Below are 17,090 nucleotides of genomic sequence, written 5' to 3' on the forward strand. Positions count from 1 at the left end.
GCCTCGCCGCTGCCCACCCGCGTTGCAGGATGTCATCGACGGGCTGGCGGCCTGTCTACACACGGCGCGACAAAGTGCAGTTTCGGCCCGGACTCGGAGGCGACGGCCCGGACTTCCGGACGACTTGTTCAGAAGAATGCGTTGCCCCTTCTTTAGTTTTTTCATATACTCGCGCCCGAAGTCAGTGGGCTGCCTGGGAGCCGGAAGACCGGGGGCCGGGAATCGGGGATGCGAACGCCACCCCGGCCCCCGCGCGAGCAGCGGCCCGACTGACCACAGGGAGCGACATGAATCCAGACTTCGATGTGAGATCCGCCGCGCGCAACTGGGACGTCGACAAGACCACGACGGCCACCCCCGTCGAACTCGTCAACGACCTGTTCGCCAGCGACGTGCTGACCCTGGAGCAGCTCAAGACCCGGCTGTCCAAGCCCGCCTACAAGAGCCTCCAGGCCACCGTGGAGCGCGGCGCGCAGCTCGACGCCAGCATCGCCGACACCGTGGCGCTGGCGATGAAGACCTGGGCCATGGAAAAGGGCGCGACCCACTACACCCACTGGTTCCAGCCGCTGACCGGCTCGACCGCCGAGAAGCACGACTCGTTCCTGAATCCGGCCGGCGACGGCGTGGCGATCATGTCCTTCTCGGGCAAGGAACTCATCCAGGCCGAGCCCGACGCCAGCTCCTTCCCCTCGGGCGGCCTGCGCGCGACCTTCGAGGCGCGCGGCTATACCGCCTGGGACCCCTCGTCGCCCGCCTTCATCATCCGACACACCAACGGCGCGACCCTGTGTATCCCCAGCGTCTTCGCCTCGTGGACCGGCGAGGCCCTGGACCTCAAGACGCCCCTGCTGCGCAGCGTGGAGGCCCTGAACAAGGCCGTGACGCCCGCCCTGAAGCTCTTCGGCGCGTCCGAGGGCACCCGCGTGGGCAGCAGCCTGGGGGCCGAGCAGGAATACTTCCTGATCGACGAGGAGTACTACTACCGCCGCACCGACCTCGTGATGAGCGGCCGGACGCTCTTCGGCGCTCAGCCCCCGCGCGGCCAGGAACTCGAGGACCACTACTTCGGGGCCATTCCCGACCGTGTCCTGAGCTTCATGACCGACGCCGAGATGCAGCTCTACGCGCTGGGCATTCCGGTCAAGACCCGCCACAACGAGGTCGCGCCCGGCCAGTTCGAGATCGCCCCGATCTTCGAGGACAGCAACATCGCCGCCGACCACCAGCAGCTCATCATGCAGGTGCTGCGCACGACCGCGCGCAAGTACGGCCTCGTGGCCCTGCTGCACGAGAAGCCCTTCGCCGGCATCAACGGCTCGGGCAAGCACTGCAACTGGAGCATGAGCACCAACAAGGGCGAGAACCTGCTCGACCCCGGCGACACCCCGCACGAGAACATGCAGTTCCTGTTCTTCTGCTCGGCCGTCATCAAGGCCGTGGACGAGCACCAGGACCTGCTGCGCGCCTGCGTGGCGAGCGCCAGCAACGACCACCGCCTCGGGGCCAACGAGGCTCCGCCCGCGATCCTCTCGATCTTCCTGGGCAGCGAACTGACCGACATCTTCGACCGGCTGGTCAGCGGTCAGGGCGGCGCGGGCAAGTCGGCGGGCCTGATGGGCCTGGGCAGCAGCGTCCTGCCCGAGATTCCGGTGCACGCGGGTGACCGCAACCGCACCAGCCCCTTCGCCTTCACCGGCAACAAGTTCGAGTTCCGCGCGGTGGGCAGCTCGCAGAGCATCTCCTTCCCCATCACGGTCCTGAACACTATCGTGGCCGACGCGGTCGTGGCCCTGACGGCCGAGCTGGAAGCCGCCCTGGAAGGCTCGGACCTCGACGCGGCCGTGAGCCAGGTGGTGCGCGGCACCTACCAGAAGTACCAGCGCATCATCTTCAACGGCGACGGCTACTCGTCGGCGTGGCACGAGGAGGCCGAGAAGCAGCGCGGCCTGCTGAACCTGCGCACCACGCTGGACGCCATCGAGCACCTGAACAGCGAGAAGAACGCCCAGCTGTTCGCCAAGTTCGGCATCCTGAACGGCCGTGAACTCGACGCCCGTCAGGAAATCATGTACGACATCTACTTCAAGACGGTGAACATCGAGGGCGAGACCACCGAGTACGTCGCGCAGACCCAGATTCTGCCCGCCGCACTGTCGTACCTCGCCGAGCTGGGGCAGGCCGGCAGCGGCCGCGCCGCCCAGGGCGTGAGCCAGGAAGTGGGCGGGGTCGCCGACGAGCTGTACGACGCCCTCCAGAAGCTGCGCGAGCAGAACGCGGCGCTGGGCGGCGACGAGGTCCACGAGAAGGCGCACCACATGCGCGACGCCGTGCTGCCCGCGATGGCGGACGTGCGCAACGCCGCCGACCGCCTGGAGCGGCTGGTCGCCGGGAAGTTCTGGCCCATGCCCATCTACCGCCAGATGCTGTTCGTGAAGTAAGCCGGACGCGGCCCAGGCCCGGCCCTCCTTTCCGCCCCCAGGCGAGGAGAAGGGCCGGGCCTCGCTATCTGGAGGTGGGGAGGGGGGCTGTCGTGGCCGCGCCGCGCTCCGCCTTTTCTTACGCCCGCCTCAAAGCGTCCCGCGCCCGGCAGGCGTACACTGGACGGCGTGCTGAACATCCTGCGCCGTCTCGCCGTGACCCCCGCCGAACTGGACGAGGCGCTCGCGGCCCTGGGCCTCGACGGAACGCAGTCGGTGATGGTCCATGCCAGTCTGCGGTCCTTCGGATCGCTGGAGGGCGGGGCGAAGACGGTCGTCAATACCCTGCTGGGCCGCACCAATACCCTGGTGGCTCCGGCCTTCACCTACAACACGCTGCTGAACCGTCCCGCCGCCTTCACCAACGCGCGCTTCGACCGCGACTCGCGGGTGAGCCGCGACATCGGGCGGGTGCCGCAGGAGATGGTCGAGCGGCCCGAGGCGCTGCGTTCCTTCCATCCCGCCCTGAGCTTCATCGCGCTGGGCGAGCACGCGCGGCAGGTCACCGAGGTCCAGACCCTCGCCAGCCCCTACCAGCCGGTGGGGGCGCTGTACGACCTCGACGGCTACGCCCTGTTGATGGGTGTGGATTTCGGCAGCAACACGACCGTGCACTACGGCGAGTATCTGGCGGGGATGCCGCTGCTCACGCGCTACGTACCGGTGGACGGGGCCGTGGTGCCCACCGCCTTCCCCAACTGCTCGGCCGACTTCGACCGGCTCGAACCCCACGTGCAGGGCGCGCAGGTGACGGCGGGCAACGCGCTGCTGAGGCTCTACCGCGTGCGCGACCTGGTCGACGAGACGGTGCGGCTCCTGAACCGCGACCCCGAGGCCCTGCTGTGCACCTACCGCAGCTGCCGCTGCCAGCAGGTGCGCGAACTCGTACGCGCGAATGGCCTGTCGCCCCGGCCGCATCCGGTGTCCGGCGGGTAGACCCGGGCCTGCCCCGACGCGCCGCGCTCAGTCCTGCATCCGCTTCTCGCTGCTGTGGCCGGGCCGCACCCGCAGCTCGGGGCGGACGTGGTGCGCGGCGTGGTTGGCCGCCATCGCCGCCTGGGCATAGGCCAGCGAGATGAGCTTGAAGTCGCCGCCCGACTGTGCGAGGTCGCCCGCCACGTACACGCCGGGCAGCGCGGTCTGGCCGCCCGGACCGTCGGGGACGTACTCGCCCTGCCAGCCCAGCGGCCAGCCCTGGATGGGGGCGAGGTCGGGAAGGTAGCCCCCCAGGCTCAGGACCGTGTCGGCCGGAACGCGTACCTGTTCGCCGTCCACCGTCAGGTGGGCGCCCCCCGGCACGAGGTTGACGAGCACGGCCGGGGCCAGCACGCTCAGGCGCCCCCCGGCCCGCGCCTCTTCCAGCGCGGCGAGCTCGTCGGGACTGCCCCGGAAGCCCAGGCGGCGGTGCGTGAGGGTCACGGCGGCCCCGGCCTGCGCCAGTTCCAGCGCGGCGCGGGTGGCCTGCGGCACGCCCCCCACGACCAGCACGCGCCGGCCCGCCAGCTCGGCGGGCTCGGGCACGTCGCTGCGCACGTCGGGGTGCGAGGCGGCGCCCGGTACCCGCGCCTCACGCGGCAGCAGCGCCCCCATACCCGCCGTCAGGATCACCGCGCCCGCCGTGAAGTCGCCCCGGTCGGTGCGCACGGTCCAGCCACCCCCCGGCCGCGCTTCCAGGCCGCGCGCCACGGTGCGCAGTTCGGTGGTCACGTCCAGGCCGTCGAGTTGCCGCACCTGCCCGGCCACGATATCGGCCGCGCGGGTCTCGGGCAGGCCCGGCACGTCGTAGACCCGCTTATCGGGGTAGAGCGCCGTGAGCTGCCCGCCCAGCTCGCCCCGCGCCTCGAGCAGCCGCACGCCCAGGCCGCGCCACGCCGCGTAGAAGGCCGCGTACAGCCCCGCCGGGCCGCCGCCCACCACCAGAATGTCGCTGTGTGTCCCGCTCGTCATGGCGCGAGTATGGCGCAGGCCCGGCCCGAAGAAAGGGTCGGGCGGCCGAGCCCGACCGGAAAAAGCTCCCCACCGGTCCGGGGAGAGCCTGCCGAACCGCACCCGCCTCAGCGGCGGCGGTGCGAGAGCATCTCCGCGAGGTCCACGACCTTGTGGCGCGGCCGGCCCTGGGCCTGGCCCTCGCTCAGCTCGTGGGCGTCGAGCGCCTGCCAGTCGCCGAAGGTATACACGTCCACACCCCGGCCGGCCAGCAGGGCGTCCACCGCTTCACGGCCGGGCTGCGCCGGGGTCAGCAGCGCGCCCGCCTGGGCGTCGGCCAGCAGGGCGGCGACGGTATCGGTGGCGTCCTTGCGGTTGGTGCCGACCACGCCGCTGGGGCCGCGCTTGATCCAGCCGGCGGTGTACTCGCCGGGGCGGCCCTCGACGCGGCCTTCCGCGTTCGGAATCACGCCCCGGCGCTCGTCGAAGGGCACGCCTTTCAGGGCCACGCCCTTGTAGCCCACCGAGCGCAGCACCATCTGTACAGGCAGCGTCTCGTACTCGCCGGTGCCTACCGCGTTGCCCTGGTCGTCCAGGCGGTTGCGCTCGATCTTCAGGCCGCCCACGTGGCCCTGGCCGTCGTCCAGGATCTCGACCGGCGACACCAGAAAGCGCAGGTGGATGCGGCGGTCCTTGCCCTCGGGCGTGCGCACCGCGAATTCGCGCAGCACCTCCACGTTCTTGCGCTTGACGTTGTCGGTGATGGCCGCTTCCTCGGCCTCGCCGAGCTGCACGTCGGCCGGCATCACGACGGGGTCGGCGTCGCTCAGCTCGCCGAACTCGCGCAGCTCCTTGGTCGTGAAGTTGGCCTGCGCGGGGCCACGGCGCCCCAGCACGTATACGTCCTTGACCTGGCTGCGTTCCAGCGCCTTCAGGGCGTGCTCGGCGATGTCGGACTCGCGCAGTTCGGCCACCGTCTTGACGAGGATGCGGCTCACGTCCAGCGCTACGTTGCCCACGCCGACCACCGCCACCCCACCCGCGTGCAGCAGCATCTCGCGCGCCGCCGCGTCGGGGTGGCCGTTGTACCACGCGACGAATTCGGTGGCGCTCATGCTGCCCGCGAGGTCCTCGCCGGGAATGCCCAGGCGGCGGTCGCTGCTGGCCCCGACCGTGTAGATCACGGCGTCGTAGTGGGCCAGGACGTCCCCGTGCGTCAGGTCACGCCCGAATTCCACGTTGCCCAGAAAGCGCACGCGCGGGTCCGAGAGGGTCTTCTCGAAGCCCCGGGTCACGCTCTTGATGGTGAGGTGATCGGGAGCGACGCCGTAGCGCACCAGCCCGTAGGGGGTGGGCAGGCGGTCGAACACGTCGATCTCGGCGGGCAGCGCGGTCTGCTTGAGCAGCGCCTCGGCGGCGAAGACCCCGCTGGGGCCGCTGCCGATCACGGCCACACGCAGGGGACGTTCGGGGGAATAAACCTGAGTCACGCAGTCGAGTTTAGGCACTCCCTCCCGCCTTGTCACCCCCGAAAAGAGGCGGCGGCGCGAGAGGTCTACATCGGGAGACCGGTGACCGGCAGGCCGTGGCCCGCAAGAAAGGTCCGGGTGTTCTCCAGGCCACCGGCCGAAAAAACCGCCACCCGGTTTCCCGGATGACGGTCTGAGGAGGTGATGCGCTTACGCGGCGGCGATCTCGGCCAGCGCCTTCTGGTTCTTGAGGGTGATCTTGCCGTAGCCGGCGCTGATGACGCCCTCGCGGCTCAGCTCGCCCACGACCTTGGTCACGGTCTCGCGCACGCTGCCTACGGCGGCGGCCAGTTCGTCGTGCGTGGCGTAGATCATGGTCTCGCCGCTGTCGAGCTGGGTGGCCAGCGCAGTGTCGCGCAGTTCGAGCAGCTCGCCGGCGATGCGGGCGCGCAGCCGCTTGCCGACCAGGCGGTAGATGCTTTCGTAGGCGCGCTCCAGCGTGCGCACGAGGTGGGTGGTCACGACGAGGTTGTCCTCGGCGCTCATCAGGGCGGGGTTGATCACGTCGATGGCGCTGTCGGTCACGGCCTCGGCGAAGTAGGCGCGGTTCACGCCCGCCAGGGCTTCCTCGCCGAAGTACTCGCCGGGCTTGACGTAACGCAGCGTCAGGCCGTTGCCGTCGTCGTCCATCGTGTGCACGCGCACCAGGCCACTCGACACACGGTAGAGCATGTCGCTCTTGCCGGGGTACAGGATGACCGCGCCGGGGCGGTAGGTCACGGTGTCGACAAAGGTGCGGTTGGTCTGCATTTGGCTGGTCTGTGTCATTTGCGTCGCCTCCTGGGCGTTGGTGTCGCGGGTGGGAGGGCCCCTTCGGTCCTTCCTAACGTTGAACACAGTGTAACCGAAATCGGGCTTTTTGTAAACAGTTTTGTTTCTTTAACCGGTATTTAGCCTACGAACTGACCTGTGGATAGGGAGGCCGAAAAGGGTGTCTGACACGGTTAATTGAGAATTCTTCCTATTGAGCACGGCCTCACCGTCCACTCAGGCGGGACGATAGGGCGCTTGAGGTGCCGAAAAAAGCGCCCGCCCGGCGAGGGGGGCGCTTGGGGGGCCGGGCCGGTTGAGGTGGCCCGGCCGGCTCAGTGCCGTGCGCTCAGAGCTCGTCCTCGCGGCGGATGGGGAAGGCGCTGATGACGCAGTCCTTGTCCGCGATGTTGATGACCTTCACGCCCTGGGCGTTGCGGCCGGTCACGCGCACTTCCTCGACGCGGGTGCGGATGACGGTGCCCTTCTCGGTCAGCACCATCAGTTCCTCGTCGCCCGCCACGCGCGCCAGCGTGACCAGCTGGCCGGTCTTGTCGGTCACGTCCAGCGTGATGACGCCCATGCCGCCGCGCCCCTTGGCCGGGTAGTCGCTGACTGGGGTGCGCTTGCCCAGGCCGTACTCGCTGACGGCCAGCAGTTCGACGCCCTCGTCGGCAACCGGAATCAGGGCCATGCTCACGACCGCGTCGTTTTCGCCCTCGCGCAGGCGGATGCCGATGACCCCCTGGGTGGCGCGGCCCGTGGCGCGCACCTCCTCGGCCTCGAAGCGCATCGCCTTGCCGTTCTGGGTGGCGAGGACCACGTGGTCACTGTCCTGCACGATGCCCACGCCGATCAGCTCGTCGCCGGGCTGGAGGTTGATGGCGATCAGGCCCGCCGAGGTGATGTTCGAGTAGTCGGTGATCAGGGTCTTTTTGACCATGCCGTTCTTGGTGGCGAAGATGAAGCAGCCCGCCGCGTCGAAGCCCCCGACGCTCAGCACCGAGGCGATGCTCTCGTCCTCGCGCAGGCTGGGCAGCAGGTTGCGGATGTGCGTGCCCTTGGCGTCGCGGCCCGCTTCCGGCAGGTCGTAGATCTTCTCGTGGAACACGCGGCCCTGGTCGGTGAAGAACAGCAGGTAGTCGTGCGTGGACCCCACGAACACGCGGGTGTTCACGTCTTCCTCGCGCAGCTTGCCGCCCGACGCCCCGCGCCCGCCACGGCCCTGGGCCCGGTAGGCCCCCAGGTTGGTGCGCTTGAGGTACCCGGCCTTGGTCATGGTGATGACCATGTCCTCGACGGCGATCAGGTCCTCCTTGCCGATGTCCTCTTCCAGGGCCGTGATCACCGAGCGGCGCTCGTCGCCGTAGCGGTCGCGGATGTCGCGGATTTCCTTCTTGATCTCGCGCCACAGCAGCTTCTCGTCGCCCAGGATGGACTTCAGGCGCGCGATGGTGTTCTGGAGTTCGGTGTATTCGCTCTGGAGCTTCTCGCGTTCCAGGCCCACGAGGCGCTGGAGGCGCATGTCCAGGATCGCCTGGGCCTGCACGTCGCTCAGGCCGAAGCGGGCCATCAGGCCGTCGCGGGCCTCGGCGCCGGTGTTGCTCGCGCGGATCAGGCCGATCACTTCGTCGATGGAGTCGAGCGCCTTGATCAGGCCTTCGAGGATGTGGGCGCGCTCCTCGGCCTTGCGCAGCTCGTACGCGGTGCGCCGGGTCACCACGTCCTGACGGTGGGTCAGGAAGTACTGCATGGTGTCGATCAGCGGCAGCACGCGCGGCTCGCCGTTCACGATGCTCAGGTTGATTACCGTGTAGGTCGACTGCAGCTGCGTGTACTTGTAGAGCTGGTTCAGGACCAGGGTCGGAATCGCCCCGCGCTTGAGCTCGATGACGATGCGCACCGGCTCCTTGCGGTCGGACTCGTCACGCAGCGCGCTGATGTCGGGAATCTTGCCCGCCTTGTACATCGCGCTGATGGTCTGGAGCAGGTTGGTCTTGTTGAGCTGGTACGGAATCTCGCTGATGATGATCTGCGAGCGGCCGTTCTTCTCGTCGATGCGGGCCTTGCCGCGCACCTTCAGGCCGGCGTGCCCGGTCGCGAAGGCCTCGCGGATGCCCACCGAGCTGATGCGCCCCCCGGTCGGGAAATCCGGACCCTTGACGTGCGTCATCATCTCGTCGAGCGTGATGTTGGGCTTGTCGATCAGGGCGAGCAGGCCGTTACAGATCTCGGTGAGATTGTGCGGCGGGATGTTCGTCGCCATGCCCACCGCGATGCCCGAAGCGCCGTTGATGAGCAGGTTGGGCACCGCCGAGGGCAGCACGGTCGGTTCCTGGGTCGTCTCGTCGTAGTTTGCCTTGAGGTCCACCGTCTCTTTTTCGAGGTCGGCGAGCATCTCCTCGGCCACCTTGGTCATGCGGGCCTCGGTGTAGCGCATGGCGGCGGCCATGTCACCGTCCATCGAGCCGAAGTTGCCCTGCGGGTCCACCATGGTGTAGCGCATGTTCCACCACTGCCCGAGCCGCACCATCGCGTCGTAGATGGAGGTGTCGCCGTGCGGGTGGTACTTCTTCATGACCTCGCCGACCACCGAGGCCGACTTGGCGTGCTTCTGGTTGCTGCTCAGGCCTTCTTGCAGCATGGCGTACATGATCCGGCGCTGCACCGGCTTGAGACCGTCGCGCACGTCGGGCAGCGCGCGGTCCACGATCACGTTCATGGCGTAGTTGATGAAGTTGGTCTTGACTTCACTGGTGATGTCAACAGGCTGAATTCCGGTCATCAGGCTCCAATACGGCCGGCCGCCGACCCTGAAGGGTGCGGCCGTGCGGAAAACGAGGGGCGCGCCCGGCACCACTGCCGGGAATGGAAAGATTCTAGCATATTACGCTATATGCGTAACAGAATCCTCCTCCTCAACGGCCCCTATTTTAGCGCAGAATGACGTTAAAAACACGTCAGGAAGCCCGAAGTGCTGGCCGGGCGGCGCATGAAGGTGGCCGGCAGTGAGAAGCGTGTGACGGCGGCGGCGCTATGCTGCCGGGCGATGCTTGCTGAACTGACACAGTTGGTCACGGACGTGAACGGAGCCTGGGCGGCGGCTATCGGCGGGCTTGACGGCCTGCTGGTCGAAGGGCACGCGCAGGCCGACACGGACCTGAACCTGCTGGTCGCCGAACACGCGGGTATCCTGCGCGCGGCGAACGCCGCCTACGACCAGACGCTCGGCGGCGGCCTGGCGCGCGAACTGTACGTGCGCGGCGAGAGCCTGAGCGTCTTTTTGCAGCCGATCGGCAGCGACTTTTTCCTGCTGCTGGCCCTGGACGGCCGCAGCAACCTCGGGCAGGCCCGGCTGTATGGCCGGGACGCGGCCCGGCGACTCGAAGCCCAACTCTGATGCCCTGCGTGAGCGACCATGAAACTTGATCCCCTGCGTACACTTCCCGGTCTCGTCGCCGCTGGCCTGGTGGGCCGCGACGGCCTGGCCCTCGAAACGGTCGGTGAGGGCGGCGAGGCCCTGGCGGCCGAACTCGCCGCCCTGCGGGCCGGTGCCGAGCGGGTCGGCCGCCGCCTGGGCGCAGGCACGGTCAGCCGATTCGCCCTGACCGGCGATGGGGTCGAAATCCTGGCCCTGACCTCGGGCGACTACGTGCTGGGCGCGGCCCTGACGCGCGGAGTAGACACCCGTCCCGCCGGGCAGGTCCTGGCCCGCCTCATCCAGGACCTCACGCTGCCCGAGGACGCCGATGATTGAGGCGTTCCTGGACGTGCGTGGCGTGCGCTACGCCGCCCTGGTGGACGAGGCGGGCGCCCTGGTCGCCCACGTCGGCGACGTGCCCGCCGAACTCGACGTGGCGGCCTCGGCGCGCGCGCTGCTGGGCAGCCTCCAGAACGCGGTGGGCGAACCGGAATGGAACGACCTGCTGCTCGACCTCGGCAGCGGCCCGCTGCTGCTCACGCCGCTGGGCCGCCAGCTCCTGATGACCGCCTTCGACGACGTGGCGAATCTGGGCCGCGTACGCTTCGCGGTCAAGCGTGCGCTGGGACTGTAGGCGCAGGCCGGGAGCGGGGCGGGGGAGAGGCGCTGGCCTCCGCCCGCCCCGCCCATGTTCAGGCGTCCAGTGCCCCGAAGCCCGGCAGGCCGTCGAACAGCCCGCGCAGCGGGTAGGTCGCAATGGCCGTGCGCGTGCCCGCGACGCTGAACCCCTCGCGCCCGAGCATCTGGCGCTCCATCGCTTCGCGCTCCTCGGCCGACATCTTGCCCATCACGCTCTCGGCCCCGGTCTGGGTGCCGTGGGCCGCCAGGGCGGCGCGCTTGTTGGCGGCGTAGGGGGTCACGTCCATCTGCACGGCCACCGTGCCCTCCGACACGCCGTACACCAGCGGGTCGAGGTCCTGGCCCATGCGCGACAGGCCGCGCGCCGCCTCGGTGCTCAGGGCGGTGTAGTACAGGCGCTGCGGCCCGCCGCCCGGCAGGTGCCCGGTACTGAAGAAAGCGCCGGTGGCCGCGCGCTGGATCTGGAGGTGGTCCACGTGGCCGTAGCCGCCGTGCGGATCGAAGGTCACCATGACCTGCGGCCGCACGTCCTCGATCAGGGCGCGCAGCTTGACTTCCACGTCCAGCGGGTTGACGTTCATCAGCGCCAGGGGGTCGTCATGGCGCGTGCGCTCGTAGCGGCCCGAGTCGTGGTAGTCCAGAAAGACCGGCTCGGGAATCTCCAGGGCGCGGCAGGCCTCGCGCAGCTCCTGCTCACGCTGCGCGCCGAGGTCGTCCACCGTCATGCCCGGCACGGTGATCTTGCCGGCCTCGCCGCGCGTGGCGCAGGCCAGCACCACCCGCACGCCCCGGCGGGCGTAGTGCGTCAGGGTGCCGCCGACGCTGAAGGCCTCGTCGTCCGGATGCGCGAAGACGGCGAGCAGGGTAGGGGTCGGGTTGGAGGTCATGGCGTCACTGTAGAGCGCCGTTGCGGGCTGAGGGTCAGGGCGGCCCGCCCCGGCCGGGGCCTGGGGCGGGCTCCGTCTTCCGGCTCAGCGGCGGATGACGGCCGGAAATTCGGGCGGCGCGACGAAGGGCACGGCCCGGCGCAGGTCCAGCACGAACAGGGTGCGCTGGCCCGCGCGCGTGAGCTGCACGCCGCCGCCCGTGCCCGGCAGCAGCCGCGCCGAGACGCCGGGCCAGCCCGCCAGCGCGGCCAGCGGCACCAGCGGCGTGCGGGCCACGTACACCACCGGTACGGGCGCGCGGGCGACCGTGCCGGCCGGCGATGACGTACCGGCCTGGGCCGCGCTGCCCTGGGGGGCACTGAGGGTCGCGGTGCGCGGGGTCAGCAGGGCCACGTTCAATCCCAGGGCCGAGGCGGCCGGGCCGAGCGGCAGGTAGACCTGCCCCCCGATGACCTGCGCGCCCTGCGACGCCAGCGCGGCCCACTGGGCGGGGGTGCGCGTGGGCTGGGCGGGCGTGGCCGGCGTGGGGGCCGGCTGGGGCCGCGTGGGGGTGGTGGCGGTGGGGGTCGGAGATGCGGGTGTCGTGGGGGTCTGGGCGACCGGGGGGCGGGTGGCCGGGGTCTGAACGGGGTTCAGGGGGGTCTGGGCCAGCGTGGCCGTCGCCGCTGCCCGGCGGGCCTGCACGCGCGCCTGCGTCTCGGCCGCGCTCAGGGTACGGCCCCAGCCATCGGGCACGCCCCGGAAGGTGGACCACGGTCCGCTCGCCAGCGGCCGGCCCTTGGGCAGGGCATTGAGCAGCCCGCCCTCGGTCGAGAAGTACAGCGTGCCCGCGTCACTCACGGCGACCCCGGTGTCAATCTTCTTGCCGGTCTTGAGGGTCCAGAGGGCCTGCCCGGCCGGGCCGATGGCGTGCAGGGTGCCCGAGAGGTCGCCCACGACCACCGTACCGTCGCTGAGCTCGGCCGCCGGAGCCGCGACCGGCGCGCCCGCCGGATAGACCCACTCGTCCTCGCCGGAGGTGTTGACGGCGTACACGTTGCCGTCGTAGCTGCCCACCACGACCAGCCCGCCCGAGGTCACGATGGGGCTGGCGTTCACGAACAGGCTCGTCTGGCGGGTCCAGCGCAGCTTGCCCTGGGCGTCGAGACTGTAGATCTTGCGGTCGCTGGACCCGAAGTACACGTTGCCCTGGGCGTCGAGGGCCGGGCTGCTGAAGATCAGCGATCCGGCCGCGAAGCTCCACTTGAGCCGGCCCTCGGGCGTCAGGGCCTGGAGGCGGTTGTTCTGCGCCCCGAAATAGACCGTGCCGTCCGCACCGATGGCCGGGCTGCTGAACACGGGGGCGCCCACCTTGTAGGTCCACAGGGCCTGCCCCTGGGGACTGACCGCGTACACCGTGCCGTTGGCCGTCGCCGCCACCACGCTGCCGTCGGGGCGCAGTGCCGGGCTGGCGAAGATGTCACCGTCGAGCTTGAGTTTCCACACGAGTTTGCCGCCGGCGTCCAGGCGGTACAGGGTGTCGTCATAGGAGGCGGCCAGCACGTCGCCCTGGGGGGTCACGACCGGCTGCGCGCGGCCCAGGTCGCCGACCGCGAAGGCCCACTTTTCCTTGCCGGAGGCGTCGGTGCGCCGGATACGGGCGTCGCTCCCGACGAAGGTCAGGTCGCCGCCGCTGCTCACGCTGATGGGCGAAATGACCTTCAGGTCACGGGTCCAGACCGGCTGGGGGGCGGCGCGCAGCGGGACGTTCTGTTGGGCATCGGCGCCCGCGTAAAGGAGGGCCAGGGTCAAGGCGGAGGCGGTTCTCATGTGTCGGGTCATCAGAATGTAAATTCCTTTACGGTCTCTTTACGGTGGCTTGGGGGTCCTGGGGCCGTATGGACGGCCGTCAAAGTAGCGTCCTAAGATGAATTCCGTTATGAAAAAGATTCTCATGCTGAGTGCGTTTGCCCTGGCCGGACTGGCCGCCGCGCAGGACACCACGACCCCCGCGCCGACCGAGACGGCCCCGGCGACCACGGAAACCGCTCCGGCAACCACGGAAACGGCGCCCATGACCGACACCGTGACCACCACGGCGGCCCCGGACATGACCATGATGACCATGACCCCTGCCGACGCCTTCGCCCGCGCGCAGGAATACGCGGTGCAGGCCGACGTGGCCTACCCCGTGCCCTTCTACGACCGCACGCTGTGGAAGGCCGCCGTGGACGCCTCCTACATGGCCGCCAGCCAGGACACGAGCAACCGCGCCTACGACGCCTACCTGGCGCAGCTCTACACCAAGACCCAGTGGTGGATCAACGCCTACAACGCCTGGAACAACCTGGGCGATCTGAACGACACCGAAAAGGAATGGGCCAGCCTCAGCGCGGCCAAGCTCGCCTACATCGCGCTGCAGCGCGGCGACCGCACCACGGCCCGCATGTACGTGGAAAAGGGCATGAGCTGGAAGGACAGCGCCAGCCTCCAGGCCATCATGCGCCGCCTCTGAACTGAGCAGCGCGACTTCCGACCGCGTTCCCGCACCGGGGGCGCGGTTTTTTCGGCCTGGAGATGGGTCCTTCGTAAGGCTTTCGGCCCATAGACGGGGTCTGCGGCCCCCCCTAGCATGGCTTCATGTTCCGCCGCCGCCCCACGCTGCCCCCCTTCGTTCCCGGCGCGCTGCTGGTCGGCGGCGCGGTACGCGACTGGCTGCGCGGCGTGGCCCCCCACGACTTCGACTGGGCCGCGCCCGACCCGGCGGCGGCGGCGCGCGGCCTGGTCGCCCAGCGGGGCGGTCACGTCTTCGCGCTGGACGAGGCGCGGGGGTACTGGCGGGTGAAATTGCCGGACGGCACCGAACACGACTTCGTGCCGCAGCCCGCCGACGTGCAGGAGGACCTGCTGCGGCGCGACTTCACCGTGAATGCGATGGGCCTGACCGCCGCGCGGGACCTGCTGGACCCGGCAGGCGGGCGGGCCGACCTGCGCGCGGGCCGCCTGCGGATGGTGTCGGAGGAGAACCTGCGCGCCGACCCGCTGCGGGCCTGGCGCGCGGCGCGCTTCATGGTGACGCTGGGGTTCAAGCCTGACCCCGAGACCGAGGCCGCCGTGCGCCGGATCGCGGCCGACCTCGCGGCAGGCACGCTGCCCATGCCGGCGGCCGAGCGGGTGCGCGACGAGATGCAGGCCCTGCTCGCCGCCCCGGAGGCGGCGCGCGGCCTGCTGGCCCTGGAAAATCTGGGCCTGCTGGCCCTGACCCTGCCGGAGCTGCGCGAGGGCCAGGGCGTCACGCAGGGGGGCTTTCACCACCTCGACGTGTTCGGGCACGGCGTCGAGGCGCTGCACCAGCTCCTGGCGCGCATGCCCGACGCCCCGCTGCCGCTGCGCTGGGCCGCGCTGCTGCACGACGTGGGCAAGCCGCGCACCCTGGACCGCAACCCCGAGACGGGCCGGCGCACCTTCTACGGCCACGACAAGGTGGGCGCGGCCCTGACCACCCAGATCCTCACGCGCCTGAGGTTGCCCGGCGACGAGGTGAAGTACGCCGCGCGGCTCGTCGGGGCGCATATGGCCCAGTTGCCGGCCGACGACCAGGCCGCCCGGCGCTTCGCCCACCGCCGCCGTGACCTGCTGCCCGACCTCCTGCGCGTGATGCTCGCCGACCGCGAGGCGGCGCGGGGCAAGGACAGCTCGCCCGCCGGGCGCTACGCCTACATGCTCGCCATGAACCGCGTGCTGGAGGCCCTGGAGGCGCAGCCCGCCGCGCCCGCGCCGCTGCTGAGCGGCGAGGACGTGATGGGTCTGCTCTCGCTGCCCCCCGGCCCCCGCGTAGGTGAGGTGCTGCGCGCCCTGGCCGAGGCGCGGGCGATGGGCGAAGTGCAGACCCCCGAAGCCGCCCGCGCCTGGGTGCGGGACTGGGCGGCGGCCCACCCGGCGGCCTAGCGCCGGGGTGGCGCGGGGCGGACGTAAGAGACCTGGAAGCGTTTCCCGATATGCTGCCGCGCAGGATGAGCCACGACCACTCGCGCGACGCCCACCCCCTCACCCCCGACTGGGTCGGTGACGCGGTGTTCTACCAGATTTTCCCCGACCGCTTCGCCCGCAGTGGGCGCGTGGGCGGCCTGAACCTGCAACCCTGGGGCGAGGCGCCCGAGTTCCACCGCTACATGGGCGGCGATCTGTGGGGCGTGAGCGCCAAGCTCGACTATATCCAGAGCCTCGGCGTCACGGCCATCTACTTCTGCCCGGTGTTCCAGTCGGCGTCCAACCACCGCTACCACACGCACGACTATTTTCAGGTGGACCCCATGCTGGGCGGCAACGAGGCGCTGCGCCTGCTCATCGACGAGGCGCACAAGCGGGGCATCAAGGTGGTGCTCGACGGGGTGTTCAACCACTCCAGCCGAGGCTTTTTCCAGTTCAACGACCTGCTCGAACAGGGCGAGGCCAGCGCCTACCGCGACTGGTTCCATGTCGAGGGCTGGCCCCTTCAGGCCTACGACGACACCCGGCCGGCCGGCTACGCGGCGTGGTGGGGCAACCGCGCGCTGCCCAAATTCAATACCTCGAACCCCGCCGTGCGCGAGTTCCTGTGGTCGGTGGCCGAGTACTGGATTCACTTCGGCATCGACGGCTGGCGGCTGGACGTGCCCAACGAGATCGACGACGACTCCTTCTGGCAGGAGTTCCGCCGCCGCGTCAAGGCGATCAATCCCGAGGCCTACATCGTCGGCGAGATCTGGGGCGACGCGCACCGGTGGCTCCAGGGCGACCAGTTCGACGCGGTGATGAACTACCACTTCACCCGGCCCTGTCTGGCCTTTTTCGGTGCGCACACGCTGGACCACGGCATGAACGAGCGCAGCGGCACCGGCCGGGTCGAGCCGATGGACGCCGCCGCCTTCGCGGGTCGCATGGGCGAGGTCACGCGCATGTACCACCCCGACATCGTGCGCGCGCAGCTCAACCTGCTCGACTCGCACGACACGGCCCGTTTCCTCAGCGCGGTCGGCGGCGACGCGACCGCGCACCGGCTGGCCGTCACCTTCCAGATGACCTATCTGGGCGCGCCGTGCATCTACTACGGCGGCGAGATCGGCCTGCCCGGCGGCCCCGATCCCGACTGCCGCCGAGCCTTCCCCTGGGACGAGTCGGTGTGGGACCAGGAGACGCTGGCCCTGACCCGACGTCTGACCGCCGCCCGGCACGCCAGCCGCGCGCTGCAACGCGGTGATTTCCACGTGACGCACGCGCAGGGCGAGACGGTGGTGTATGCCCGCCGCCTGCGGGACGAGGCCGCGCATGTCGCCCTGAACACCGGCCACCAGCCCACGCGCCTGCCGCTGGGTGAGGTGCGTCCCGGCACCTATCAGGACGTGTTGAGCGGCCGGATGCACACGCTGGAGGCGGGGGCCGAGGTGGACGTGCCGGCACGCGGCGCGGTGGTGCTCGTCCCGGCCTGAGACGCTGGGGG

Annotated in this window: 14 protein-coding genes; 8 read left to right on the top strand and 6 right to left on the bottom strand. The window is 70.1% G+C overall.

Annotation, left to right across the window (positions count from 1 at the left end; translation table 11 throughout):
• Positions 1 to 287 precede the first annotated feature (287 nt).
• Both DGO_RS05260 and DGO_RS05265 read left to right on the top strand, forming a co-directional pair.
• Positions 288 to 2,441: a glutamine synthetase III family protein gene (locus DGO_RS05260; RefSeq protein WP_014684446.1), complete on the top strand. Its 2,154-nt coding sequence runs from the start codon at positions 288 to 290 to the stop codon at positions 2,439 to 2,441.
• 168 nt (positions 2,442 to 2,609) lie between these two features.
• Positions 2,610 to 3,416: an AAC(3) family N-acetyltransferase gene (locus tag DGO_RS05265; protein WP_014684447.1), complete on the top strand. Its 807-nt coding sequence runs from the start codon at positions 2,610 to 2,612 to the stop codon at positions 3,414 to 3,416.
• Between the two features lie 27 nt (positions 3,417 to 3,443).
• Here the strand turns inward: DGO_RS05265 and DGO_RS05270 are convergent, their stop codons facing one another.
• The 4 genes from DGO_RS05270 to gyrA form a co-directional block, all read right to left on the bottom strand.
• On the bottom strand, positions 3,444 to 4,427 hold the full coding sequence (locus tag DGO_RS05270; RefSeq protein WP_043801177.1) for an NAD(P)/FAD-dependent oxidoreductase: 984 nt from the start codon (positions 4,425 to 4,427) through the stop codon (positions 3,444 to 3,446).
• Between the two features lie 107 nt (positions 4,428 to 4,534).
• Complete coding sequence (locus DGO_RS05275; RefSeq protein ID WP_014684449.1) at positions 4,535 to 5,896, bottom strand: FAD/NAD(P)-binding protein; 1,362 nt, start codon at positions 5,894 to 5,896, stop codon at positions 4,535 to 4,537.
• A gap of 189 nt (positions 5,897 to 6,085) precedes the next feature.
• Entirely contained in the window at positions 6,086 to 6,703 is a 618-nt protein-coding gene (locus tag DGO_RS05280) for a helix-turn-helix domain-containing protein (RefSeq protein ID WP_014684450.1), read from the bottom strand.
• 331 nt (positions 6,704 to 7,034) lie between these two features.
• A complete protein-coding gene (gene gyrA / locus DGO_RS05285) occupies positions 7,035 to 9,470 on the bottom strand; it encodes a DNA gyrase subunit A (RefSeq protein ID WP_014684451.1) in 2,436 nt (811 codons plus the stop codon).
• A 264-nt stretch (positions 9,471 to 9,734) separates the two neighbouring features.
• Between gyrA and DGO_RS05290 the strand changes: the two genes are divergently transcribed.
• Genes DGO_RS05290 through DGO_RS05300 form a run of 3 tightly spaced genes read left to right on the top strand, consistent with a single transcriptional unit; the run spans position 9,735 to position 10,740 of the window.
• On the top strand, positions 9,735 to 10,085 hold the full coding sequence (locus DGO_RS05290) for a roadblock/LC7 domain-containing protein (RefSeq protein WP_014684453.1): 351 nt from the start codon (positions 9,735 to 9,737) through the stop codon (positions 10,083 to 10,085).
• An 18-nt stretch (positions 10,086 to 10,103) separates the two neighbouring features.
• Positions 10,104 to 10,442, top strand: a complete 339-nt coding sequence (locus DGO_RS05295) for a roadblock/LC7 domain-containing protein (protein WP_014684454.1) — start codon at positions 10,104 to 10,106, stop codon at positions 10,440 to 10,442.
• On the top strand, positions 10,435 to 10,740 hold the full coding sequence (locus DGO_RS05300) for a roadblock/LC7 domain-containing protein (RefSeq protein WP_014684455.1): 306 nt from the start codon (positions 10,435 to 10,437) through the stop codon (positions 10,738 to 10,740). Before DGO_RS05295 ends, DGO_RS05300 begins: the two co-directional genes overlap by 8 nt.
• 58 nt (positions 10,741 to 10,798) lie before the next feature.
• Here DGO_RS05300 and DGO_RS05305 read toward each other — a convergent pair whose 3' ends face one another.
• Complete coding sequence (locus DGO_RS05305) at positions 10,799 to 11,632, bottom strand: PIG-L family deacetylase (protein WP_014684456.1); 834 nt, start codon at positions 11,630 to 11,632, stop codon at positions 10,799 to 10,801.
• An 84-nt stretch (positions 11,633 to 11,716) separates the two neighbouring features.
• Positions 11,717 to 13,441, bottom strand: a complete 1,725-nt coding sequence (locus DGO_RS05310; protein ID WP_014684457.1) for an outer membrane protein assembly factor BamB family protein — start codon at positions 13,439 to 13,441, stop codon at positions 11,717 to 11,719.
• A gap of 109 nt (positions 13,442 to 13,550) precedes the next feature.
• Between DGO_RS05310 and DGO_RS05315 the strand changes: the two genes are divergently transcribed.
• The 3 genes from DGO_RS05315 to DGO_RS05325 all read left to right on the top strand — a co-directional run bounded on the left by DGO_RS05315 (position 13,551) and on the right by DGO_RS05325 (position 17,079).
• Positions 13,551 to 14,126 carry a hypothetical protein gene (locus tag DGO_RS05315; RefSeq protein ID WP_226991464.1) on the top strand — a complete coding sequence of 192 codons (576 nt, stop codon included), beginning with the start codon at positions 13,551 to 13,553 and terminating at the stop codon, positions 14,124 to 14,126.
• A gap of 125 nt (positions 14,127 to 14,251) precedes the next feature.
• Complete coding sequence (locus DGO_RS05320; protein WP_043801186.1) at positions 14,252 to 15,559, top strand: HD domain-containing protein; 1,308 nt, start codon at positions 14,252 to 14,254, stop codon at positions 15,557 to 15,559.
• Between the two features lie 65 nt (positions 15,560 to 15,624).
• Entirely contained in the window at positions 15,625 to 17,079 is a 1,455-nt protein-coding gene (locus DGO_RS05325) for an alpha-amylase family glycosyl hydrolase (RefSeq protein ID WP_226991465.1), read from the top strand.
• Positions 17,080 to 17,090: the final 11 nt, after the last annotated feature.

Source organism: Deinococcus gobiensis I-0 (assembly GCF_000252445.1).
Lineage (GTDB): Bacteria > Deinococcota > Deinococci > Deinococcales > Deinococcaceae > Deinococcus > Deinococcus gobiensis.